At 42.9% G+C, this 24,761-nt stretch carries 23 protein-coding genes; 13 read left to right on the top strand and 10 right to left on the bottom strand.

Going from position 1 to position 24,761, the window contains the following annotated elements:
- Window positions 1-304 precede the first annotated feature (304 nt).
- Window positions 305-1,408, bottom strand: coding sequence for a tetratricopeptide repeat protein (locus BARBAKC583_RS00770; RefSeq protein WP_005765954.1), 1,104 nt, complete (start codon window positions 1,406-1,408; stop codon window positions 305-307).
- A complete protein-coding gene (locus BARBAKC583_RS00765; protein WP_005765953.1) occupies window positions 1,405-2,082 on the bottom strand; it encodes a thiamine phosphate synthase in 678 nt (225 codons plus the stop codon). The genes BARBAKC583_RS00770 and BARBAKC583_RS00765 overlap by 4 nt, the downstream gene beginning before the upstream one ends.
- Window positions 2,083-2,185: 103 nt before the next feature.
- Here BARBAKC583_RS00765 and BARBAKC583_RS00760 point away from each other — a divergent pair, with 103 nt between their 5' ends.
- The 10 genes from BARBAKC583_RS00760 (at window position 2,186) to tolB (ending at window position 12,236) form a co-directional block, all read left to right on the top strand.
- Window positions 2,186-3,292, top strand: coding sequence for an OpgC family protein (locus BARBAKC583_RS00760; protein ID WP_005765945.1), 1,107 nt, complete (start codon window positions 2,186-2,188; stop codon window positions 3,290-3,292).
- A 377-nt stretch (window positions 3,293-3,669) separates the two neighbouring features.
- Complete coding sequence (locus tag BARBAKC583_RS00755) at window positions 3,670-4,188, top strand: DUF1465 family protein (RefSeq protein WP_005765942.1); 519 nt, start codon at window positions 3,670-3,672, stop codon at window positions 4,186-4,188.
- 661 nt (window positions 4,189-4,849) lie between these two features.
- A complete protein-coding gene (gene ruvC / locus BARBAKC583_RS00750) occupies window positions 4,850-5,353 on the top strand; it encodes a crossover junction endodeoxyribonuclease RuvC (protein WP_005765938.1) in 504 nt (167 codons plus the stop codon).
- Between the two features lie 4 nt (window positions 5,354-5,357).
- Window positions 5,358-6,011, top strand: coding sequence for a Holliday junction branch migration protein RuvA (gene ruvA / locus BARBAKC583_RS00745; RefSeq protein ID WP_005765936.1), 654 nt, complete (start codon window positions 5,358-5,360; stop codon window positions 6,009-6,011).
- A 7-nt stretch (window positions 6,012-6,018) separates the two neighbouring features.
- Window positions 6,019-7,128, top strand: coding sequence for a Holliday junction branch migration DNA helicase RuvB (gene ruvB, locus BARBAKC583_RS00740; protein WP_005765934.1), 1,110 nt, complete (start codon window positions 6,019-6,021; stop codon window positions 7,126-7,128).
- On the top strand, window positions 7,121-7,561 hold the full coding sequence (ybgC, locus tag BARBAKC583_RS00735) for a tol-pal system-associated acyl-CoA thioesterase (protein ID WP_005765932.1): 441 nt from the start codon (window positions 7,121-7,123) through the stop codon (window positions 7,559-7,561). Before ruvB ends, ybgC begins: the two co-directional genes overlap by 8 nt.
- 489 nt (window positions 7,562-8,050) lie before the next feature.
- Entirely contained in the window at window positions 8,051-8,758 is a 708-nt protein-coding gene (tolQ, locus tag BARBAKC583_RS00725) for a protein TolQ (protein ID WP_005765929.1), read from the top strand.
- Between the two features lie 12 nt (window positions 8,759-8,770).
- Window positions 8,771-9,223 carry an ExbD/TolR family protein gene (locus BARBAKC583_RS00720; protein WP_005765927.1) on the top strand — a complete coding sequence of 151 codons (453 nt, stop codon included), beginning with the start codon at window positions 8,771-8,773 and terminating at the stop codon, window positions 9,221-9,223.
- A gap of 125 nt (window positions 9,224-9,348) precedes the next feature.
- Window positions 9,349-10,866: a hypothetical protein gene (locus BARBAKC583_RS00715; protein WP_005765925.1), complete on the top strand. Its 1,518-nt coding sequence runs from the start codon at window positions 9,349-9,351 to the stop codon at window positions 10,864-10,866.
- Between the two features lie 50 nt (window positions 10,867-10,916).
- Window positions 10,917-12,236, top strand: coding sequence for a Tol-Pal system beta propeller repeat protein TolB (gene tolB / locus BARBAKC583_RS00705; RefSeq protein WP_005765923.1), 1,320 nt, complete (start codon window positions 10,917-10,919; stop codon window positions 12,234-12,236).
- 987 nt (window positions 12,237-13,223) lie between these two features.
- Here the strand turns inward: tolB and BARBAKC583_RS00695 are convergent.
- The 4 genes from BARBAKC583_RS00695 to tkt all read right to left on the bottom strand — a co-directional run bounded on the left by BARBAKC583_RS00695 (window position 13,224) and on the right by tkt (window position 18,901).
- Window positions 13,224-14,252 carry a class I fructose-bisphosphate aldolase gene (locus BARBAKC583_RS00695; protein WP_005765918.1) on the bottom strand — a complete coding sequence of 343 codons (1,029 nt, stop codon included), beginning with the start codon at window positions 14,250-14,252 and terminating at the stop codon, window positions 13,224-13,226.
- 138 nt (window positions 14,253-14,390) lie between these two features.
- A complete protein-coding gene (locus BARBAKC583_RS00690; RefSeq protein WP_005765917.1) occupies window positions 14,391-15,593 on the bottom strand; it encodes a phosphoglycerate kinase in 1,203 nt (400 codons plus the stop codon).
- A gap of 298 nt (window positions 15,594-15,891) precedes the next feature.
- Entirely contained in the window at window positions 15,892-16,899 is a 1,008-nt protein-coding gene (gene gap, locus BARBAKC583_RS00680; protein WP_005765915.1) for a type I glyceraldehyde-3-phosphate dehydrogenase, read from the bottom strand.
- Between the two features lies 1 nt (window position 16,900).
- Window positions 16,901-18,901: a transketolase gene (tkt, locus tag BARBAKC583_RS00675; protein WP_011807262.1), complete on the bottom strand. Its 2,001-nt coding sequence runs from the start codon at window positions 18,899-18,901 to the stop codon at window positions 16,901-16,903.
- Window positions 18,902-19,198: 297 nt separating this feature from the next.
- On the opposite strand from tkt, the gene BARBAKC583_RS00670 reads away from it, so the two are divergent.
- Together BARBAKC583_RS00670 and zapA are read left to right on the top strand one after the other, a co-directional pair.
- The gene (locus BARBAKC583_RS00670) at window positions 19,199-19,474 is read left to right on the top strand and encodes a DUF4164 domain-containing protein (protein ID WP_005765911.1); all 276 of its coding nucleotides are present in this window, start codon (window positions 19,199-19,201) and stop codon (window positions 19,472-19,474) included.
- A 13-nt stretch (window positions 19,475-19,487) separates the two neighbouring features.
- Window positions 19,488-19,871 (top strand): cell division protein ZapA, encoded by a 384-nt coding sequence (gene zapA, locus BARBAKC583_RS00665; RefSeq protein ID WP_005765909.1) that lies wholly within the window; start codon window positions 19,488-19,490, stop codon window positions 19,869-19,871.
- Window positions 19,872-20,245: 374 nt separating this feature from the next.
- Here zapA and BARBAKC583_RS00660 read toward each other — a convergent pair whose 3' ends face one another.
- Complete coding sequence (locus BARBAKC583_RS00660) at window positions 20,246-20,794, bottom strand: DUF1036 domain-containing protein (protein ID WP_005765907.1); 549 nt, start codon at window positions 20,792-20,794, stop codon at window positions 20,246-20,248.
- Window positions 20,795-21,115: 321 nt separating this feature from the next.
- Here BARBAKC583_RS00660 and BARBAKC583_RS00655 point away from each other — a divergent pair, with 321 nt between their 5' ends.
- On the top strand, window positions 21,116-21,373 hold the full coding sequence (locus BARBAKC583_RS00655) for a DUF2312 domain-containing protein (protein WP_005765903.1): 258 nt from the start codon (window positions 21,116-21,118) through the stop codon (window positions 21,371-21,373).
- On the opposite strand, the gene BARBAKC583_RS00645 is transcribed toward BARBAKC583_RS00655, so the two are convergent.
- From BARBAKC583_RS00645 to BARBAKC583_RS00635, 3 genes are all read right to left on the bottom strand, one after another.
- Complete coding sequence (locus BARBAKC583_RS00645; RefSeq protein ID WP_035453254.1) at window positions 21,370-23,202, bottom strand: ABC-F family ATP-binding cassette domain-containing protein; 1,833 nt, start codon at window positions 23,200-23,202, stop codon at window positions 21,370-21,372. The genes BARBAKC583_RS00655 and BARBAKC583_RS00645 overlap by 4 nt on opposite strands.
- Window positions 23,203-23,268: 66 nt before the next feature.
- On the bottom strand, window positions 23,269-23,649 hold the full coding sequence (locus BARBAKC583_RS00640) for a glycine zipper domain-containing protein (RefSeq protein ID WP_005765899.1): 381 nt from the start codon (window positions 23,647-23,649) through the stop codon (window positions 23,269-23,271).
- A gap of 451 nt (window positions 23,650-24,100) precedes the next feature.
- Complete coding sequence (locus BARBAKC583_RS00635; RefSeq protein WP_005765897.1) at window positions 24,101-24,736, bottom strand: thiamine diphosphokinase; 636 nt, start codon at window positions 24,734-24,736, stop codon at window positions 24,101-24,103.
- Window positions 24,737-24,761 lie beyond the last annotated feature (25 nt).

The raw sequence follows: 24,761 nt of genomic DNA, 5'->3' as shown, positions 1-24,761 counted from the left end.
TTTTCTTAAGGCTCTATAGCTTTCCTCGGCGTCTTTTTCATTTTCCCCTCTGTCGCCCATTATAGGCCCCTTATGTTTAATTATCCCATATATTCAATTATATTGGGGGCCACTATAGTCTCTCATTATAATATTTGGCTCCCATTCTTTCATGGAGCGCTCCATACCCGCATCTGCCCCAACATCTCCTAATCATATTGAGCCCCTTTGTTTAAGGGAGTGCTATAATGTCCTATAAGGAGAAAAGTATGATAACAGTTGCTCCTTATAAAGATCGAGAAACTCTTTAAAAAAGCTGCATTAATTAAAAAAGCTGCATTAATTCATAGGCCTTTTGGTGTGCCTGTTCCAATTGGGCCTGGCTCATCCCCTCCAGCATCATCTCCAAATCAGCGGCTTGCCCTTTTCCACTTTTAACCACCAAATACCAAGCGGCCGCCGTTACAATATCCCCCTCAACCCCTAAGCCATCACGATAAACCCTAGCTAAATTAACCTGTGCGGGCATCACCCTTTTTAGGGCATTGTCATAAAGCAAAGAAAAAGCCTCTTTAAAATCAGCTTCGCCGCCACGGCCTTGTAGCAACCATTGCGCCAACATCATTTGCGCCATCACATGCTTCTTTTGTGCAGCAATGGTCATCAACCGTCGTGCATAATGATCATGTCTTGGATATTTCATAGTTCCAACAGCCAAAATTTGTGCTGCAGCGAAAGCCGCTTCAGCATCGCCCAAAGCAGCTCCCTTTAAAAAGAAGGCCAAAGCCTTGTCTGAATTTTCATCGTTATCATCAGCTGCTGCAACACCTTTGAGATTCTCTTTCTCACGCATCGTTTTGTAGAGAAGCAATTGTCCACAATAAAAATAGGCTTCTTTAAGGCCTGCTTGCATCGCTTCGTGAATGAGTTTTTCGCCTTCTTCTTCGTTTTTTTTGACAAAATTCCCATTAAACAACATCAGTCCATAGCGCAGTTGTGCATGTGGATCGCCTTGTTTGGCAGCACGTCCAAACCACAAAGCCGCGCGCGCACCATCTTGGGTAACGGCATAGCCTTCCATATACATTTTCCCCACCAAGGTTTGTGCCTTTGGATCATTATTTTCAGCCCGTCTGAGTGCTGCACGAAACGCTTTTAAATAAAAGCCTTGCACATAATAATCATAAGCCTCATCATATTTTCCTGCGCGCAAAATCTGCGGTATTTTTTGTGCCCTTTTGTTTTTTGAAAAATCCTGCACTGTATTTAAAGACTGTTCAAGATTTAAAATTTCCTCGTCTTTAGCAAAAGCCGCAGACACAGCCAGCCCAATAGCCGCCGATACAGCCAAAGCGCCAATAACCACCAACATCAACCGAAAAGCCCAAAAAACCCTATAGGCCCCATAAGCAATTTTCGTCATGATCATGCTTTCCCCATCAATAAAGGAAATTTTTTACATTTTTTCACCATCTCCTGCAGTAGGGGTAGAGGATCCTCATGAGACAAAAGCATGTCTTCAACCGCAATAAATTCGCAAGCAGTCTTAAAAGCTTCATCAACCGTTGCATAATCGTTCCCAGCTTGAATAATCGCAGGAATTTCCATAATTTCTGCCCACCATGTCGCTAGAGAAAGATTGCGCGGATGCGCCTGTGCTTTTTGGTCAGCCCCTAATTTTCCAAAAAACAAATAGTCAACACCTGCTTCGGCAACGGTCATTGCCGAATGGCGATCGCGTAAATTGCCAAACCCAACAATTTTATTTTCTTTTGTCTGGTCTTTGAAAATTTTAAGCGCCTCCCTATTTCCTTCAACATGCAAACCATCGGCCTTGATTCGACCAACAATCTGGCTATGATCAGCAATGATAAGAGCTGCACCACTATGTTGAACGTCATCAACATAGCTTTGCGCTTTATTTTGTAAAAAATTTTCATCGCCCTGATGAATGAGCGAATCGTAGATAATAACGCAAGTAAACGATTGTGTTTGCAAAAGTGTGCGGAGTAATGATGGATTAAGAGTACGTCGAACATCCACTGTCAAAACCAACTGCGGATAAAGACAAGACTCAATCGGCTTACTTTTCTGTTTTGTCATAGACTACTATCCTTGCATAGCTCATATGTTCAAAATAAGTTTTTTTTATGATCGTGCTTTGCTAAAAGTTAAGTGATGCTCGTAGATTGATAGAGGTTTCTTTATGGCACTACATAATGCTTTTCCTCATATTTCAACGCAGTCGCAACGTGATACACGTATTGATGTCGTGCGTTCCTTAGCGTTATTGACAATTTTCATCAACCATATTCCTGGCACGATCTATGAACATATCACACATAAACATTTTGGTTTTTCTGATTCGACAGAAATATTTGTTTTGCTGTCAGGGGTTTCTCTTGCCCTTAGTTTTAGCTCGCTGCCCGAGCGGATGAACTTTACGAAGAATCTGCGCAAAATTTGGCAGAGAATTGTTCAGCTTTATACAGCCTATCTTTTTGCTAGCCTTACAACCTTAGGCCTTTTTTTGGGGGCTTTTTTGATCTGGCAATGCGAAAAACTAACGTCTATGAATAATATCGGTCTGTTTATCACACAGCCTGTTGTTGCCTTTTTCAGCATGCTGAGTTTTGGCCATCAGCTGGGGTATAATAATATTCTCCCGCTTTATATTGTTTTCACGCTTTTTGCTCCCTTTATTCTTTATTTTAGTTACAAACAAAAGGGGCTGCTTCTCTTCAGCTCATTTATCCTTTACTTGGTGTGCGGCTTCTATAAGATTGGTTTTCCCTCTTATCCTTTACCAGGGAAATGGTTTTTAAATCCGCTCTCGTGGCAATTTCTCTTTGTCCTCGGGTTTACGGGGAGCTTATACTTCAGACAAGGGGGAAAAATTATGTTTAAACCTTTCCTCCTTATTATTTCGATCAGTTATCTTGTGATCGCCCTATTCTGGGTACGCTTAAACTGGTGGGGCAGTTTTTCATGGCTTAATTTGCCTTCACCCTTGGCGAGTTTTAATAAGAGTTTTTTAGGTCTTCCTCGTCTGTTTCATGTTCTGGCTTTATCGTCTGTCTTTCTTTGTCTTCCTTGGCTGAATGAGCGATTTCGCCTTTCGATTAAACACCCTTTGGTGATTTTGGGCAAACATGGCTTACCTGTTTTTATTACCGGGACTATTTTTGCAATGATTGGGCAAATTTATAAAATCGTAATGACGAGCACTTTCTTGTCTGATACCTTGTTAATCATAAGTGGCATTGCGGTACAATTTGCTGTTGCCTATTTTTGTGAAAAGAGAAAATCGTAGGCATCCTCTATCTTTCCTGCCGCAACAGGAAGAACTTTAAGCACTCTCCACACGTGTTTATTAAGCTTTTTTCATATGCACATTTAAAGCTTTTCTTTATACGTAAGCTTACTAACCTTTGCTCTATACATGCTTATTAAACTTTTCTTCACATGTGCTTAAAGCTTCTCTCCACACATGGCTTACGGCTTAAAGTTTCCTTGTGATACGTGCTCATTAACCTTAGCGAAAAAAGCATCTTGCGTAATCGTTGCAAACACGTCATTTTAAGAGCAGTTTAGACTATATGATTGAAAAAACATTTCAATTTTATGGTTTATTCAGTTTAATGATGTCTGTATTGTTAGCTATCCTCTCTTCGTATCGGAGTAGTAAACGTGAGCGCCCATGACCATCCGCACGATAAACCTATTATCATGATTGAGCATGACGCTTTTGAAAATGCCTTTAACCGCCTTTATGAAGAGGCCATGAATCTGATTGAAGAAACGGCAGCGTATATTGATCAAAATGGCAAATTTGCAACACGTGATCTTTCTGTTGAAACTTCTGCCCTTTACGTAAAGGAAGCGATGTATTTAAGTACAAGGCTGATGCAAATCGCCTCACGACTTTTGCTCTTTCGCGCGGGGCGCGAAGGGGAGATGTTACCTGAGCAAATAGAAAAAGAAATTGCCAAAATATCGCTTCATACACCATCGCTTGGGCCAGATATTGCGCACTGGCAAGAACTGCCAGAAATTTTCCGTTCTTTTGTGGTGCGTTCGCTAAGTTTAGAAAAACGCGTCTATCATATGCGCTATGATTCAAACTATGTCTCTTCTAAAAGCTTAGAAGACAAAAATCCGGTTAATAAACAACTTGAATTGCTAAAAAACGCCTTTCGGCACTTTTAGCACAGATTAAGATTGATGCTTTAAGAGCCTTTTCTTTTCCTCTATCCTAGTGGATATGCCAGGCTCCCTCTAATCTTGTCTGACCCTATCTGCATGTGCGCCATCAAGATCCCCTTACCCTTTTTCATGCCACACGCTCTTTTCTGATTTTCCCCTACACCCTGACACCCTGCTTCATGCTTTCTTCCGCATTTTTGTGCTTGAGTGCATTATGAGCTCCCCTTTCACATTTTTCCTCTCTTTTGCATTCCGCCCTTCCTCTTGCACTCTATCCCTTTTCACACTCTAGCTCCCTCCCCTCATTCTGCTCCTCTTTTTCATACTCTGCTCCCTCTCGCATCATTATGCCTTCTTTTTCGCACTCTGGCCCATCCCTCTCTCACTCTTCCCTCCTGTGTTCTGCTCTTCCTCCATCATTTTTCTTCTTCTCCACATCCATTATGCCCCCTTTCTTGCATTTTGCTCCCCTTTTCGCATTCTGCCTGCTTCTCTCACTCTTTCTTCCCTCTCATACTTCACTCCCTTTTTTGCACTCTAGCCCCTCCTTTTCTCTCATTCCGCCCTTCCTCCCTCATTCTCTCCGCACTCTGCTCCCTTTCTTGCATTCTGTAAGGCCGCGTTGCATCTATCCAAAAACAAAAAAATAACATAAACTCGCCCTATGGTAGAAAAGATTCGTATTATAGGCATCGATCCAGGATTACGGCGAACAGGGTGGGGCATTATTGATTTCTTGGGGAATCATATGCATTTTGTTGCTTCAGGAACGCTTCACTCTGACGCGCAATTAAACCTTGCCTCAAGGTTACATCAGCTGCATAAAGGGCTTTCAGAAGTTGTGCACCAATTTATGCCGCATGAAGCCGCTGTTGAGCATGTTTTTGTTAACAAAGATGCTACAGCCACCTTAAAATTGGGGCAAGCCCGTGCTATTGCGCTTCTTGTTCCGGCACAAGCAGGGTTGCCGGTCTTTGAATATGCACCAAACACGATCAAAAAATCTGTCATTGGTGTTGGCCATGGAGCAAAGGAACAAATTCATATGATGGTTAAGAGGCTTCTTCCCCGCGCTGAATTTGATGGCCATGATGCCGCTGATGCCCTTGCGCTTGTGATCTGTCACAGTGCCCACCGCACAAACTTTGCTCATCGCATAAAGGGGTGAGCCTATGATTGGAAAATTAACGGGTATTCTCGATAGCGTTTTTGAAGATCACATCATTCTGGATGTCCAGGGTGTGGGCTATGTCGTCTTTCTATCCAATCGGCTGCTTTCTTCTCTCCCTGAGCGGGGGCAAGCAGTGAGTTTATTTATTGAAACCCATGTGCGGGAAGATGCAATCCGCCTTTTTGGTTTTGAAACAAAAGTTGAACAAGACTGGTTTTGTCTGTTACAAAATGTCCGCGGTGTGGGCGCCAAGGTCGCTTTGGCGATCTTAAGCACTCTGCCTCCCCCACAGCTGGCACAAGCCATTACGCTTAGTGATATCGCCATGATTAGCCGCTCTCCCGGAGTGGGCAAAATGGTGAGCGAAAGAATTATCAATGAGCTCAAAAACAAAGCTTTGCCTTCCAACGCACCCCATCAAAGCATGCCGCATTTTGTCTCTTATTCGTCAGAGACCTCTTCTCAAGCAGGCACTCAACACACTGGCCATCAACACAGTATGGATGCCCTTGCTGCTTTGACAAAACTTGGTTTTGAGCGGGATCAAGCAACCCATGCTCTTCAAGAAGCGATAAAGGCTTTTGAAGGAGAAACCCCTTCTTCAGCGCTTCTTATTCGCCATAGTTTAAAATTGCTTTCCTCTCATTTAAAATAAGGTCAAGATGCATAAAAATGAGAATAACCGTCTTCTTGGTAGCGTGTCCCTTCCGGACGATCCAGATCGTTCTTTAAGACCACAAGTGTTGGATGACTTTATTGGTCAAGAAGCAGCCCGCGCCAATTTAAAAATATTCATCGAAGCCGCGAAAACACGTCATGAGGCCTTGGATCATGTTTTATTTGTCGGCCCCCCTGGTTTGGGAAAAACAACCTTATCGCAAATTATGGCGAAGGAATTAGGCGTTAATTTCCGCTCCACATCAGGGCCCGTGATTGCTAAAGCAGGCGATTTAGCAGCGCTTTTAACTAATTTAGAAGAGCGTGATGTCTTGTTTATTGATGAAATTCATCGTTTAAACCCAGCGATCGAAGAAATTCTTTATCCTGCGATGGAAGACTATCAGCTTGATCTAATCATTGGTGAAGGTCCGGCAGCGCGTTCGGTCAAAATTGACTTAGCAAAATTTACCTTAGTCGCCGCTACAACGCGTTTGGGGTTATTAACCACGCCCTTACGGGATCGTTTTGGCATTCCAATCCGGCTTAATTTTTACACGATCGAAGAATTAGAATATATTGTTAAACGCAATGCACGCCTTTTTTCTGTGCCCATCAGCGATGACGGAGCGCATGAAATTGCACGCCGTGCACGGGGAACACCGCGTATTGCCGGGCGACTGTTGCGCCGCGTGTGTGACTTTGCTCTGGTTAAACAAGCAAAAACCATTGACCGTGAAATTGCAGACACCGCACTTTCGCGTTTAGAGGTGGACCATCTTGGTCTTGACCCGCTAGACCGCAATTATTTAATGTTGATTGCTGATGTTTTTTTAGGCGGCCCTGTCGGCATTGAAACGATTGCAGCCGCGCTTTCAGAACCACGCGATGCGATTGAAGATATTATAGAACCCTATTTGCTCCAACAAGGCTTTATTCAACGAACACCGCGTGGGCGTATAATCACAGAGAAAGCTTGGGCGCATTTAGGGCTTCGTGCTCCGACACAGCCAGCGGCTTCAGCCACACTTTCAACACCAGATCTCAGCACATCATCGGATGTACCCGTTAGCTCTTTAATACAAAAACATTTATGGGAAAAAGATTATGACTGAAACAACCGATATTCAGGCTTCTCCCTTTTATTCTTTTCATGACCTGCAGGCGCGTGTTTACGTTGCGGATACTGACTTTTCTGGCATTGTTTATCACGCACGCTATTTGGAATTTTTTGAACGAGGACGTTCAGAATTTTTGCGCCATATAGGGTTAAAGAATATCGATTTGGCCTCAGGCCAACAGGGGGAAAAGCTATTTTTTGTTGTACGGCGCATAGAGATTAGTTATTCTCGACCCGCTCACATTGATGAGCTTTTAACCATCAAAACACGAATCAATCGTGCACAAGGGGCACGCCTTTTTATTGATCAAGTGATTATGCGCGACGATACATCGTTGGTCGAAGCTAAAGTTGAAATTGCCATCATCAACCAAGAAGGCAGACCAAGACGCTTGCCTAAGAATTTATTTTCTGGGACCTCTTATTAAATGCACGACCAGATTAAAATGCACGACCTAAAAATATTAAGATGAGATGCAAATCTCCTGAGCATAGATCACAAAAAGCTTAAAAAAATCTGCTTCTTAGAAGATCTCTTGAAAATTTATTTCAAAAAACCCTCTCAGATACGCAAGGTAGCTTTTTTGCTTAAATAATTCTTCATCTGCATGTTGAAATCGCTTAAACAAGTATTAAAATAAAAACTTAAGTGCGTGAGATAAGAATGAGCAAATCTTTTTTGCTCCAATCATTTACCCGCGCATGGGTTTTTCCGCATGGAGGGATTTATCTACGCCTATGAATACCCCTTTTAAAGACGTGTTCAAAAGAAATCGTAAAATGCCTGAGATAAAATGGGCAACTATTGTGTCCCAAAATTTTCTCCGCAAAGTGACGATTTCCTTTGTTAAATTTAGAAACTATACACAAATAAGGTATAAAAATTTTAAAGTTTTCATTCTAAAGGGACGAGAATTATGACGCACATAGACCTTGCTAGTCCAGAAACTATAGGAATGTGGGCTTTATTCATACAAGCTAATTGGGTTGTAAAAGCTGTTATGATTGGGCTTGTGCTTGCTTCTATATGGAGCTGGACTATTATTCTTCATAAAATATTCGCTTACCGAAAAATCCGCCGTGATATCAGACATTTTGAAAAGTTTTTTTGGTCAGGAAAATCGTTAGAAGAGCTTTACACAGCTTATCAAAATAAGCCCTTAAATAATATCTCTGCAGTTTTTATAGCGGCGATGACAGAATGGAAAAAGTCACTCACAAAAGGAATCCACACCTCACCGAGCTTACAAATTAGAATTGAAAAAGCGATGGATCTGGCTATCGGGCGTGAGAGTAAAAAAATAGAATCGAAATTAGGCTATTTGGCAACCCTTGGGTCCGCGGCTCCGTTTATTGGCTTATTTGGAACAGTTATAGGAATTATGAATTCGTTTCTTTCAATCTCCGCCTCGCAAAATACATCTCTTGCCATTGTGGCACCAGGTATTGCAGAAGCGCTTTTGGCCACGGCAATTGGTTTGATGGTGGCTATTCCCGCAGTTGTTTTTTATAACAAATTCATAGGTGAAAGCGCGCAAATTATTGCGCAAATAGAAGATTTCGCCGATGAATTTTCAACCATTATATCACGACGTATTGATGAAAAGGTAACTTCTAACTCATAAAGGGAAAGTTTTATGGCACTTTCTGTTTCTCCTCTTTCTCAAAAAGGCTCACGAAGAAAGCGTCGCTCGCGTAACCATTTGATAAGCGAAATTAATGTGACACCTTTTGTCGACGTTATCTTAGTTTTATTGATTATTTTTATGGTCTCTGCTCCCCTTGTGGTGAATGGTGTTCCCCTTGATTTACCGAAAAGTCAAGCAGGCCCTGTTCAGGTTGATCGTCCTCCGCTTACTGTTTCGCTTGATGAGAAAGGCCGCTTAGCCATCAATAATGATTATTATAACAGTGTGGAAGAATTGATTGCAAAATTGAAGTCTCTTCTTGAAACAGATCCGACACAAAATACGCAACGTATTTTTGTACGTGCGGCTCAAACTGTTGAATATCAGAAGATTTTAGCCCTTCTTGCTAGCATTCAAAAAGCAGGATTTTTACAAGTTGCCTTAGCCAGCTTAGCACAATAAAATGGTAATCCTGATAAAATGATACGCGTCGCATGACGCAAATATCAATTGTTTTACCGTGTCAAACTAAACTATAACATTATAAACTATAATAGGGCTGAACAATAAAAACCAAGGCAATGCTGATGGAAAAAAATTCTCATCATTCCATGAAATGGAGCTTAGCTTTTTCTTTTGCAGCTCATATACTCTTTCTCATTTTGGGAATGATGCATTTTATCCATTTGCCTTCTTTGCCTTCTCATCAAATGGAAGCTGTGTCCATCACGTTAGCGCCTCTTAGCCAGGAGCTTTCTCTCCAACAAGGTTCATTAAGCGCTCCTCCTGATGAAAGCCCTGCCCCAAAGCCAACAACCAAACCTCAGGAAAAAGAGCAAGCACGCCATGTAGGTGATGGAAAAATGGATCTTGCAGCCCCTTTAAAAAAACGAGAAAAACCACGCCAAATTGATGCAGCATCTCCGACCTTTGGTGAAAAGGACGCTGCAGAACTTCCTGTGCTTCCACAAAAAACACAAGAAGAGCGCGCTCAACCAGAGCTGACACAACCTGAATCAGTGCAGCCGAAACCGGCTAAGCCAGAGCCAGCGCAACCCGAACCAACACAGCCAGAGCCGACACAACCTGAATCAGCGCAGCCGAAACCGGCTAAGCCAGAGCCAGCGCAACCCGAACCAACACAGCCAGAGCCGACACAACCTGAATCAGCGCAGCCGAAACCGGCTAAGCCAGAGCCAGCGCAACCCGAACCAACACAGCCAGAGCCGACACAACCTGAATCAGCGCAGCCAAAACCGGCTAAGCCAAAGCCAGCGCAACCCGAACCAACACAGCCAGAGCCAACACAACCTGAATCAGCGCAGCCAAAACCGGCTAAGCCAAAGCCAGCGCAACCCGAACCAACACAGCCAGAGCCAACACAACCTGAATCAGCGCAGCCGAAACCGGCTAAGCCAAAGCCAGCGCAACCCGAACCAACACAGCCAGAACCGACACAACCTGAATCAGCGCAGCCGAAACCGGCTAAGCCAAAGCCAGCGCAACCCGAACCAATACAGCCAAAACCGGCTCCGGCAATAATCCCCCCACCACTAAAACCTTTACCAGAAACAGCTCCTCTGCCACGGGTTAAAGCTAAAGCCCCATCAAAACGCCCTCAACAAACGGCTCAAGCCTTGCCCCCAAAAGGCGAACAAACCATTGAAGATATTCTCGCACTCGAGAAAAATGATCTGATAAATCGTGCTCGCACACAAGGCGGGGGCGCAAAACGCTCACAAAAACCAGAAGCAACAGGTGCAAAAAAAGATGTTAACGCTTCAGAACGCATGGCCCAAACTCTGGTAAATCTTGCTGGCGCTTGTATTCAAAACAAGCTCAGACTTGTTGCTATTGGTGGCAATTTACAAAATCGTCCTATTGTGCGATTACAATTTCAATTAGATAATAACGGAATGGTTCGAGGCACGCCCATCATTGACCCACTTCAAGGTGATGAAAGTCAAAAAACTATCATGACACGACAAGTATATGCAGCCGTTTTTGCTTGCCAACCCTATGCAGATCTCCCACGTGATCAATATAATCTATGGGGGCAAGGCTTTGATTTTAATGTTGATCCCCTGCAAGGACAAGCACCATGAAACAACAATTGATCTTTTCAATGCATAAAAGGATAGTCTCCATGCTTGCTATGATAAAACAGTCTCTTTTCTCTTGGTTTATAATCAGCATGAGTGTGTGTCTTTTTTCTGGTTCTTTTGCTCATGCACAGTTAAAGGGAACCATCTCTAAGGCTGACTTTAACCCTATTCCCATTGCAATCACAGATTTTATTGCGCAAGATTCAATTGGCCAAAAGATTGCGGCTGTTATTGCCGCAGATCTTGAACGGTCAGGGCTTTTTAAAACACTAGACAAGGACTCTTTTCTTGAAAAAATCACCGACCCTAATGGCCAACCCAATTTTTCCAATTGGCAGCAACTTAACGCGCAAGGATTGGTCACCGGGTATATCCACAGCGACTCTAATGGACGGTTAAGAATTGATTTCCGTTTATGGGATGTCTTTACCCATAAGCAAATTAAAGGACGGCGCTTTTACACAACAACGGAACATTGGCGCCGTGTTGCCCATATGATCTCGGATGAAATTTACAGCAAAATGACAGGAGAAAGTGGTTATTTTGATACACGCGTTGTTTTTGTTGATGAAACAGGGCCGTTTAATGCCCGTATAAAGCGTTTAGCGATCATGGACCAAGATGGCGCAAATTTGACCTATCTTTCCAATGGTACGGAACTAGTGCTAACACCGCGCTTTTCTCCTAGTCGGCAAGAAATTACCTATATGGCGTATGATAAGCATAAAACGGCGCATGTTTATCTGCAACAAATTGAAACTGGACAAAGAGAGTTGATCGGGACTTTCGATAATATGACCATTGCCCCGCGCTTTTCACCAGATGGCCAAAAAGTGATTATGAGTTTGTTAAAAGATAATGGCAGTGCCAATCTTTATACCATGGATTTACGCACACGAACCATAACACGCTTAACAACAACACGTGCCATTGATACATCGGCCTCTTATTCGCCAGATGGCAAACAGATTGTTTTTTCGTCTGATCGTGATGGAAAACCACAAATTTACATTATGGACGCAGATGGAAGCAACCCTCATCGTATTTCTGCAAATGAGGGCAGTTATTCAACACCCACTTGGTCACCACGCGGTGATTATATTGCTTTCACCAAACAATCTCAGGGACAATTTTCTATTGGGGTGATGCATCCCAATGGGCAAGGCGAAAGATTATTAACAACAGGGTTTCATAATGAAGGACCAACCTGGGCACCGAATGGGCGTGTTCTCATGTTCTTTCGTCAAAATGCAAATCAAGGCGCACAAATTTATACGATTGACATCACCGGACGTAATGAGCGTCGATTGCCCACACCCAATAATGCCTCTGACCCAGCTTGGTCTCCTTTACTTGGCAAAACACCATAAATATTTATTGGGTCTCAATTGGGTCTTATACTGGAAGGCCTAATTAGGCCTAATATGGCACCTAATATATAGGAGATCTCACATTAGGTCTAATATGGGGAAACCTTCACATAGGGTCTCCTACTAAGCCTCCCATTGGGTTTCACATAAGCCTCAATTGAGACTCACATTGGACTTCATGGGGGAACCGCTGCAACTCTCATCCAGCATGGTTTCCCCTAATTCAAACAAGTTGATTTAAAAAAAGATTCAAGAAAGCTCGTTCAAGGCAGGCACTTAAAAGATGCAGAACCAACACTCTGCTCTTTCTCCTTCCTCAATGCTTTCCCCGACATGCTCCCTATCAGAGCCCCCCTCATACTCACGATCATCACTGGGTTCATAACGCACAAGATGTCCCACACATAATACACAAGAGGAATAGCAATAAACCCGTGAGAATAAGGCTTTTCCCCTATATGCCATCTACACGGCCCCATACCATGATCACTGGATCATAACCCACAGCTATCCCACACATAATACAAGAGAAAGAAGCAATTAAACCCGTGAGAATAAGGCTTTTCCCCTATATGCCATCTACACGGCTCCATACCATGGTCACTGGATTCATAACGCACAAGATGCCCCCACGCATAACCTACAAGGGGGAGGGTATAATAATCCGCCAGGTTTAAAGCACCAAGCAAGGACAATCTAGGCTTTATCTTAAATAAAATAGACTGTTAAGCAGACTGTTCCTGTGCTTTTGTCCATTGCCCCAACGCTGCAAGATGATTCATCCATGCACGGTGATAAAAGGCTTTTCCCTTATATGCCATCTACACGGCCCCATACCATGATCACTGGATCATAACCCACAGCTATCCCACAGATAATACACAAATACCCCACACATAACCCACAAAGGAGGAGGGTATAATAATCCGTCAGGTTTAAAGCACCAAGTAAAGACAATCCAGGCTTTATCTTAAATAAAATAGACTGTTAAGCAGACTGTTCCTGTGCTTTTGTCCATTGCCCTAACGCTGCAAGATGATTCATCCGTGCACGGTGATAAAAGGCTTTTTGAGCAGCAGGAACATTTTCCTGTTTACCGCCCCATACTTTTAACGCTGCAGCTTGCAACGCACGCCCATAAGAAAAAGTCAATTTCCAAGGCATGGTGCCCAAAGCATTCATCGCCGACAAATGAGCCGTGGCTTCTTCATCAGACTGACCACCTGAAAGGAAAGCAATCCCTGGAACAGCAGTCGGAACAATTTGTTTGAGAACACGAACCGTCTTTTCAGCTACTTCTTCAACAGAAGCACTGCGGGCATCCTTGCCATCAATCACCATATTGGGTTTTAAAATCATCCCTTCACACATCACACGGGCTTCAAACAATTCTTCAAAAACCGCTTGTAAAACAGCGTAAGTGACATCAAAACAGCGTGTAATTGAATGTTGGCGAAAAGGACCATCCATCAAAACTTCTGGCTCAACAATCGGCACAAGACCAACTTCCTGACACAAAGCAGCATAGCGCGCCAAAGCCTGTGCATTCTGGCGGATGGCCCCCCGTGTTGGTAAAGTTTGGTTATCAATCGCAATCACACCACGCCATTTGGCAAAACGAGCCCCGAGCACATAATATTCCTTTAAACGCTCACGCAATCCATCGAGCCCTTCTGTGATAGTTTCATGCGCAAAAGCTGCTAAAGGCTTCGCACCCGTATCCACCTTAATGCCGGACAAAGCGCCTGTCTCATGAATGAGATCTGTCAACATTCGCCCCGTTGATGCTTTTTGACGTATTGTCTCATCAAACAAAATTACACCAGAAATAGCTGATTTCATGGCATCTTTTGCTGTGAAAAACATTTCACGGTAAGCCCGGCGATTATCTTCGCTAGACTCGATCCCAATAGCTTCAAAACGCTTTCCAATCGTCGCTGTGCTTTCATCTGCTGCTAAAATCCCCTTACCTCCATCAACTAAGGCAAGTGCAATGTCTTCAAGACGTTCCTTCATAACAAGCTCCTCTTGTTTCTCAATTTTCAAACAAGGGTTATCACCCTTTTAAAACCAAAATTCTGGCCTTTAAAGCAAAGTCTAGTCTTTAAAACTAAAACATCTGTCAAATGCCAGAAGCCTTAATTCTGCAAATCTTTAATTCTTTAAATCTTGCATCAAAGCGAGCACACCAGGAAGGGTCTTCCCTTCCATCCATTCCAAAAAAGCTCCCCCTGCCGTTGAAAGATAGGTAAAATCATCAGCAACCCCAGCATGGTTAAGAGCAAAAACCGTGTCTCCGCCTCCCGCAATCGACACACAATGGCCTTTCTGGCTGCGCGCTGCCGCATAGCGTGCAACGGCAATCGTTCCATGATCAAAAGGAGACACTTCAAAAACACCAAGCGGCCCATTCCACACAAGGGTCGCAGAGGCATCAATCACCGTATTAATACGCGCAATAGAATGCTCTCCAATATCCAAAATCATCCCTTCATCAGGGATCGCTTCAATCATACAATGATGATGCGGTGTTCCTGTTTCACACTGTAATCCCACCACCGCATCAACAGGTAAAACAAGTGTACAGTGGCTTTCACGTGCTTTTTCAATAACATCTTTGACCATATCCATAAGCATAGGTTCACAAAGGGATTTGCCAACATTATGACCTTGCGCCATTAAAAAATTATTGGCCATCCCGCCGCCAATCACCAAATAATCAACCTTTGTCACCAAATGATTGAGCACAAAAAGCTTACTCGAAACCTTGGCTCCTCCCACGATAGCGGTCACTGGCTTCTTTGGATTGTCAAGCCCTTTTTCTAAAGCCTGCAATTCGCGCTGCAGCGCCATGCCCGCATAAGAAGGCAGGTAATGTGTGATCGCTTCAACAGAAGCATGCGCACGATGAGACACCGAAAAAGCATCATTCACATAAAGATCACCCTGTTGTGCTAAAGCTTCAGCAAAATCAGCATTATTATCTTCTTCTTCCTTGTAAAAACGGAGATTTTCTAAAAGAAGAATCTGCCCCTCTTGCAAAGCTTCAACCGCTGTCTGTACGGGAGCCCCAATACACTCCTCAACAAAGAAAATTTGCTGTCCCATAATAGTTTCTAGTGCCTTTGCAACAGGGCGCAAAGACAATTCCGGCACAATCTTGCCCCTGGGGCGGCTACAATGGGAAAGAAGAATGATCTTAGCACCGCGTTTTTGCAGCGCACAAATCGTTTCTTTGTGTCTCTCAAGACGCGTATTATCACAGACCTTACCTTGTGACATCGGTACATTAAAGTCTACGCGCACCAATACACGCTTTCCAGAAACATTCGCTTCATTAATTGTACGAAACTTCATCACTGCGCTTATCCTCCTTTTCTAACCCCTCACCACTGTCGCTTTTCTTTCAAATTTTCTCCTCCTAAAAAGAGATTTTCAAAAAAACTTATGGATATCTGTCTAAACAGTTTTTTCTTGTCCCATGGAAACAGCATTGTCTCTTGAATAATGGATTAGACACTTCATAATGAGTGAGACAATCGGCTCTTTCATTTTACTCAAACGCATAGACACGCGCTACTATCCCTATTGGCTTATGGGAAGACACCCGTATGATAAGCTTTTTCTCAAGTAGAAACTTAAAAACTTTTTTCTTTTACAAAGTTTTAGCCACAGCAACAGCTGTATCGATCATGCGGTTTGAAAAACCCCATTCATTATCATACCAAGCCAAAACACGACACAAACGATGATCGATCACTTTAGTTTGGTCACTTTGCACAATGGCTGAATGTGGATCATGATTAAAATCACAGCTCACAAGCTTTTCCTCTGTATAGCCCAAAATGCCTTTAAGCACTCCTTTTGAGGCCGCACATAAAGCCGCATTAATCTCTTCCACACTGGTGGAACGTTGAGAAGTAAATGTCAAATCAACTACAGAGACATTCGGAGTGGGAACACGCATAGATACGCCATCTAATAAACCTTTTAATTTTGGCAAAACCAAGCCCACGGCTTTCGCCGCTCCTGTTGATGTCGGGATCATGGAAAGAGCCGCAGCCCGTGCACGATAAAGATCACGGTGGGTTGCATCTAACAGATTTTGATCCCCTGTATAAGAATGGATCGTTGTCATAAAGCCTTTTTCAATACCCACCGTCTCGTGCAGCACTTGCGCCACAGGCGCCAAACAATTGGTTGTACAAGAAGCATTGGAAATAACCTGATGCTCCTTTTTCAAATCGCGATGATTAACCCCATAAACCACTGTTAAATCAGCACCTTCAGAAGGAGCAGAAACGAGAACACGCTTTGCCCCTGCTCCCAGATGAGCGCTTGCTTGGTCACGTGCTGTAAATTTACCCGTACATTCCAAAGCAATATCAATATCTAAATCTTTCCACGGTAACTGTACTGGATCGGACGATGCTGTTACTTGAACCAAACGCCCACCAACTTCCAAAGCATTCCCAACTACTTTCACCGTTGCAGGAAAACGCCCATGCACTGAATCATAGCGTAATAAATGTGCATTTAATTCTATAGGACTTAAACTATTAACCGCTACAACTTCAATATCTTGGCGCTCATTTTCAACCACAGCACGCAAAATACCGCGCCCAATACGACCAAACCCATTAATGGCAACACGAACACTCATTTCACGATTCCTCATTTATTTTTTGGAGTTTTTCTTTCACCACCGTGACAATATTTTCACATGTAATACCAAAATGCTTGTATAATTCATCCATCGGCGCACTGGCACCAAACCCTTCCATGCCAATAAAAATGCCATCCTGACCAATAAAGCGCTCCCACCCTTGCCGGATGGCAGCTTCAACAGCAATCTTCACAGGGGAATTCCCAATCAACGCATTCTGATAAGCAACAGATTGTTCAAAAAATAATTCAAAACAAGGCACAGAAACCACGCGGGATGCAATCCCCTCTGCTTCTAACAGAGCATGCGCCTGCACAATAATCTCAACTTCTGAACCTGAGGCAAACAAAGTTACCTGTGCATCATCACCATCTGTCAGCAACTCATACGCCCCCAATAAGCACAGATTGTTTCCTGTATGCTCACGGCGCACAAGCGGCAAATTTTGCCGACTTAACGCTAGGGTAGAGGGCGTCTTGAGAGATTTTAAAGCCAATTGCCAACATTCGACAGTTTCAATAGCGTCCGCAGGTCTAAAAACATAATGATTAGGCAAAGCGCGCAACGCGGCCAAATGTTCAACCGGTTGATGAGTTGGGCCATCTTCGCCAAGACCAATAGAATCATGCGTCATGACATAAACCACACGCAACCCCATTAAAGAGGACAAGCGCATAGCAGGGCGCATATAGTCAGCAAAGCATAGAAAAGTTCCGCCATAAGGGATAAAACCGCCATAAAGCGCTAAGCCATTCATGATGGCCCCCATCGCATGTTCACGAATCCCATAATGGAGATAGCGGCCTGAAAAATCATCTGCTGTAATTTTGCTCATTTGGCTGCTTTTTGTTAGATTAGAGCCCGTTAAATCAGCTGACCCACCAATGGTTCCCAGCACCACTTCATTAATGACATCCAAAACCATTTCTGAAGCTTTACGCGTTGCCACAGTAGGACACTCTGCTACAAGCTTTTCTTTATACGCCTCCAAAACTTCGTCAAAATTACTGACGAGATCACCACGCACAAAACATTCAAACCGAACCCGCTCTTCGATTGGTAACGCAGCTAATTTTTCTTCCCATTCCTGTCGTTTTTTTGCAGCATTCAAGCCTGCCAAGCGCCAACAATCAAGAATATCCGCTGGAACCATGAATGGCTCAAACTCCCACCCCAAAACTTCACGCGTTGCGGCGACTTCTTCTTCTCCCAAAGGTGCACCATGAACTTTATTGGTTCCTGCCTTTTTGGGAGCACCAAAACCAATGGTCGTTTTACAGGCGATTAAAGTTGGCCGATTAGACTTTTTTGCTGCTGTCAAAGCATGGGCTATAGCTGTTTGGTTGTGTCCATCAACCTTTATGACATTCCATCCACATGCTTTAAAGCGCATTTCTTGGTTTGTACTGTCGGTTAGTGAAATTTCTCCATCAATGGAGATATTATTATCATCCCATAAAACAATGAGCTTATGAAGTTTTAAATGGCCCGCAAGAGCAATCGTTTCTTGAGAAATCCCTTCCATCAAACAGCCATCGCCGACCAAGGCATAAGTATAATGGTTAATTAAATCGCCAAAGCGAGCATTGAGCAAACGCTCACCCAGTGCCATACCCACAGCATTAGCCAACCCTTGGCCTAATGGCCCGGTTGTTGTTTCAATACCTGCAGCGTGTCCATATTCTGGATGGCCAGCAACCTTAGACCCCATCTGGCGAAAATTGCGAATTTCTTCTAAAGAGATATCTTCATAGCCAGATAAATAGAGGACAGCATAAAGTAACATAGACCCATGCCCTGCCGACAGAACAAAACGGTCACGGTTGACCCAATGAGGATTTTTAGGATCATGGACTAAAAATTGTGTATAAAGAACTGTCGCAATATCGGCTGCCCCCATTGGCAAACCAGGATGACCAGACTTTGCTTTTTCAATTGCGTCAATGGCAAGAAACCGAACCGCATTGGCCATTTGTGTTTGTTGCTTAGTATTCATCATGAGTTATAACACTGCTTTTGTTTGATTTTTCTATCTCTGATAATTCGAGAAATACGGCTAATTTGAGAAATACTGCAACTTTTCATAGAACCCTTTTGTGATCACGTGTTTATATTTCTTTCCTCCATCTTACTAGTTTTTACCATTTATGCTAATAGTCTCAAAAAATCTAGTTTTTAATTTACATGTCTCTGATGCTTTTCTTGCCAAAAGATTTTACATATTTAAGGATAAATTCACTATAAAATAAGATGAATGATTTGTTTTTGTGAAAAAATGATAAAGGGTGAAATCGTTATGAATCAAGAGACTACTGCTTTGCCAGAAGTGCTCAAGAAATTAGATAATGCACTGAAGACTCTAGAAACCACAATTATTAATCACAATATTCTCATGGATAAACATAATGAGTGGGAAGAGGAAATTCAGTACATGAACGCAGATCGCAACCGTCTTGCTCAAGAACTTGATAACTCTGAAGCGCGTGCAGAACGGTTAAAAGAAGCCAACAAGGAAGTTTCCAGACGGCTTATCACAGCCATGGAAGCTATTCGCACTCTCCTCGATCGATAAAGGCTTAAAATATATGGAAACTATTTCAGTCACCATTGATGGTAAAGTGTATCGTATGGCTTGTGATAAAGGGCAAGAAGACTATCTTACAAAACTTGCTGCGCAATTAGATCAATATATCACACATTTAAAAAATAATTTTGGGGAAATTGGCGATCACCGTTTATCGGTTATGGCCGGTATTATGATTCTCGATGAAAGAGAAGAAATTAAGCAAGAGTACCAAAAATTACAGGAAAGCTACGCAACTCTTTTACAACAAAGTCAGGAACAAGACCATCACATTATCCAAATTATACAGGAAACAACCAAGCGCATTGAAAAACTAACTCAAGAATTACGCAAAGATGCACATCCTCTTAATTTACAGCAAGAGAGCGAGCCAACAGATCGTTAATGATCATCAGTGCAACTTTTGCAAGATACTTAATCAGTGAAATTTTTGCCAAGACATCTGATCCGCACCCAGCAAAATCCGCGCCCAATAATTAACGAAAAGTGATCCGCACAAAGACGGCATATTAAAATAAGCAGCCCTTTAAAACAGCATTTTCAAGACTCTAGTTCACCTTCATGGCAATGGGAACATCTTTCACAAATGTGCGTGCGCATAGTGCTCATCCTCATAGCGATGACCACAATCCTTTCTCACGAACGTATGCGCTTATAGTAAAGTGCACACTTAAATAGCAAACTAAAGTGCACGAGCTCACGAGTGTTCGTGGCAACAATCCTTTTACGAATGTGCACGCTCATACGAGCGTGCAATGCCTATGGCGAAGAAGGATCCTTTTTCACTTGAGGTCTATTCAAAGCAGGATTATCAAACAAAGATGATTCTGTTAACTGAACCGTCCAATTAATCTGATTGCCAGTATCAATTTCTTCAAAATACGCCTTTTGAAACCCTCTAGCAAAACAATCATGGACCCCTTCAATCAAAAAAGAACTATCTTTCACACACATTGTCACAGGGCCGTTCCATCCATTTTTTCTCTCAGCATCTTCAGCATGCATATAATAAAATCGCGATATCAACTGCCCATCAATTAAGGTTTTACATTCTGCTGTTGGCACAACCCACCACCCCTCGCTCACCCATCCTGAAGGAGCACGGTAACCAAGAGCAACCCCCACAGGCCCCTGTGTCTCATTACAAACCCGAAAATCAGCTTGTGCATAGTCCAAACATGAGAATAAAAGAAAAATATTCACCAATATTCCTCTTATTTTCTTTAGAAAAATATTTTGCAATGCCCCATGTTGCTCCTTTATATCCCTCCCTCCACTTTTGCGACAACAGCCTATACAATAAACCATAAATCCCTTCTCTTTCTTTCAGATTTTGTGAAGTCTTCTGCATCGAATAGCACGCCTTTTTTCAATTTTTATCCTTTTCCCAAAGGGGCAATTATGAAAAAGAAAAATTTTTTATTTTTAATCATAATTTTCTCTTATGATTTTCTTTGCAATCTTTGCATTACTCTTATTTACAGATATTTTTTTAATGTTAATGTGTAAAGAAAAGCGAAAAACTTGACTTTCGCCCTGTTCTTCATGCATCCCCAACATAAATTTCTTTTAAAAGTTCATCGATAAATGACTTAAAGTTAATAACATACTCATCTGGAGAAAATGAAAATGAACACCGCTAGCGATCAAACACACGCCATATCCGTCAATCAATTACGTTCTTTTATCGAACGTATTGAACGGCTAGAAGAAGAAAAAAAAGCGATTGCCGATGATATTAAAGATGTCTACACAGAACTTAAAGGTTCTGGTTTTGATAGTAAGGCCGTGCGCAAAATTGTTGGATTACGCAAACAAGAAGACCATAAGCGCATGGAAGAAGAAGCGGTTATTCAACTGTATAAAAATGCTCTCGGGATGACTTAATCCGAAGAGCAAAGCTCCTTTTCGATCTCTTCACGCAAGAGTTCCAAATTCAACCATTTCTCTTCTTGTTGTGCACAAAGATTTTTCTTCTCTTCCAGTGCAGCTGATAAATGCTCAAAACGCGCCTTATCGGAACAATAGAGTGTAGGATCAGACAATTCTTTTTCAAGTATTTGGATCTCATGAACTAAAATATCAATGCTTTTCGGCAGTGTTTCAAGCGCATAAACTTGCTTATAAGACAATTTGCGTAAAGATGTTCCCTCACGCGGCAAGGGTTGCTTTGTCCGCTCACGCGGGGCAGTAACGGGCTTTTGCTGATCTTGACGCCGCACAAACTCAGCCTGTTTTTTTTGCGCGATCATATCGCTATACCCACCCGCATACAAAATCCACTGCCCATCCCCTTGTGGAGCTATAGTATGTGTTACAGTCCGGTCTAAAAAATCGCGATCATGGCTGACAACCATAACTGTGCCTGGAAAATCAGCAATGAATTCTTGCAGCAAATCCAATGTTTCCATATCTAGATCATTGGTCGGCTCGTCGAGAATTAAAAAATTTGCTGGTTGCGATAAAAGCCGTGCCAACATTAAACGCGCACGCTCCCCACCAGATAATTCTTTCAATGGTGTGCGCATTTGCTCCGGCGCAAATAAAAAATCTTTCATATAGGATACAACATGGCGCTCTTGCCCATTGATCACCAAACTATCACCCCGCCCCCCGGTTAAATAATGTGCCACCGTTTCTTCTTCATTGACAATGCGCTGTTGGTCGAGCAGAGCCATTGCCAGATTATGCCCATGCTTAATCATTCCACTATCTGGCTTTTCATGACCTATAAGAAGAGAAAGCAAGGTCGTTTTTCCAACCCCATTTGGTCCCACAAAGCCGATCCTATTGCCACGCTGAATGCGCAAGGAAAAATCCTTCACAATCACGCGCTCACCATAGGATTTTGTAATTTTCTTAGCTTCAAGCACCAATTGGCCAGAATCATGACTGTCCGCAGCGGAAAAGAGTGCCTTTCCTGGCACCGCTTGATAATTTTTCTGCTGCTGTCGCAGTTCTTTTAACTCGGCCAAACGCCGCACATTGCGCTTTCGCCGTGCACTCACCCCATAGCGCACCCATTGTTCTTCTCGCGCAATTTGCCGGCTGAGTTTATGCTGATCAAGCGCTTCTTCTTCTAAAGCTTTATCGCGCCAAGTTTCAAATTCAGAAAAACGCTTTTCAAGCTTTTTGGTCCGGCCACGATCAAGCCAGACGACACATTGTGTCACCGTTTCTAAAAACCGCCGATCATGCGAGATGACCACAAGTGCTGAGTTTAGAGAACATAAAGTGCCTTCAAGCCATTCAATGGTTGCTAAATCGAGATGATTGGTTGGTTCATCCAATAATAGAACGTCTGGTTGTTCAGCAATCGCCCGTAATAATGATACGCGCCGCTTTTCTCCCCCAGAAAGGGTGGCAAGCTTTTCGCTACCAGAAAAACCAAGATCGCGCAGCAATGTCTGGACAAAAGACACATCATGAGCTTCATTTAACCCAGCGTGCACATAAGCATTTACATCGTCAAATCCTGAACAATCAGGATTTTGTGAGACATAATGGACCTTCGCCCGAGGATGGCGAAAAATCTCGCCTTCACTCGGCTCCAGCAATCCAGCAGCAATTTTTAAGAGTGTTGATTTTCCACATCCATTACGCCCAACAAGAGCAATACGCTCCCCCTTCCCGACTGATAAACAAGCTTGGTCGAGCAAGGGGGTTGTTCCAAAGGTCAAAACAATACGGTCAAGCCGCAGGAGTGGTACCATCAAGCAAACTCATCACTCTTTAAAGACTATTATTGCAAACAAAGTTATTGCAGATAGGGTCAGACAAGATTATTGCGGGCAGGGTGCCTGATAAAGACGACCTCGACCATCAGAATATTGACAAAGTTGGATAGATTGCGATTGCGGACAAGGAGCTTGATACTGCCTCCCTTGGCTGTTCTGATAGGTACACATAGGGGGTGCTTTTTGTGCATTTCTCTTCTTTTTTTGTTCGTTTCTAGCAACCCCAGCAGTTGTCCCTACAAGAGTACCAAGTGCTGCACCAACAACCGTTCCCTCTGCTGTGCCTGTTAACGCTGATCCTGCTATAGCTCCCAGTGCAGCACCCCCGGTACCATATTTCGCAGTTCTTCGTTCAGCAATTGTACAGGCAACAGAACTTAATCCAACAAGCGAGACGACTGTCATTGTCAAAATTGGTTTTAACATCTCAAAATTCTTTCCTTGTAAAAACTAAATAATCATATCTTTGACATCAGTGCTGTTTCTTCTAACTCCCCCTGTTTCAATTGATAGACAAGAACAGTTCTGTGGAGACAGCGATAGACAACAATATTATGCTTCACCCCTATATAAATAACAAGAAAAATTCCATGTCCATATATAAGGTCCACGCTTTGATATCAGCCTCGATATTAATGTGGAATTTCTCCCCTCTTCTCTGTTTTATAGGCATGCTTCCCTTATAAATTAAGAACAATATTACTTATAAATAGGAACAATATTACAAACTATAGTTTAAGAACCAATAGTGGTTCTATCAAATATCAATAACAGGAAAATTGCCGAAGCCTGCAATAAGTTCATCTTGTCACATGAATAGACTTTTTCTTCCTGTCACCATTTATAAACACACTTCCATTGCAGACAATGAATAACGCTACGAAACAGGAAGCGAGGCTAATAATATGGCTTTACCAGAGCGTAACTGACAAGAAAAAGTTCCACAAACACGATTGGACAAGGTTAAAGAAGACCCAAAAGAGACGGTATATTCAGAAAGTGGCCATTGCACACCAGACATGGTTAAACCCTGCAAATCAGAAAATCCAATCAGGCTAAACAAACACCCATCGGGCAAATCACACGAAGAAGGTTGCGGCACAATTGGCCACCCTTCCTCATCCCCACTGGTCAATAAGACAGAAAGGCCTTTTTCCGCCATCGCAATCGCTTGTGTCATATGAGAAAGGCTGTGGTCACTTCTTGCCCCACCAAAAGCGCCACATAAAATAATCCGTTGTGCTCCTTGGCTTAGAGCTTTCTTACATGCCAAATCCCCATCAGTTGCATCTTTTTCAACAGAAAAAACCTCCCGAGGGACATCACAATATTGCTGCAATAAAGCCTGATTTGTAGAATCAAAATCCCCCACCCAAAGCTCAGGTTGCACATTTAATGGAGCAGCGTGGCGCATTCCACCATCAGCAGCGATCACCCGACTGTCACGAATTTGCGTGCGTAACCTATCTGTGGGAGCAATATCTCCATCTAACAATATTGTAAATGTTTTCATGACATATTATGCCTTTCATTAAACC

This window comes from Bartonella bacilliformis KC583 (genome assembly GCF_000015445.1).
Lineage (GTDB): Bacteria > Pseudomonadota > Alphaproteobacteria > Rhizobiales > Rhizobiaceae > Bartonella > Bartonella bacilliformis.
The sequence above is the reverse complement of the archived record's forward strand: the minus strand, read 5'-3'. Positions and strand labels throughout refer to the sequence as shown.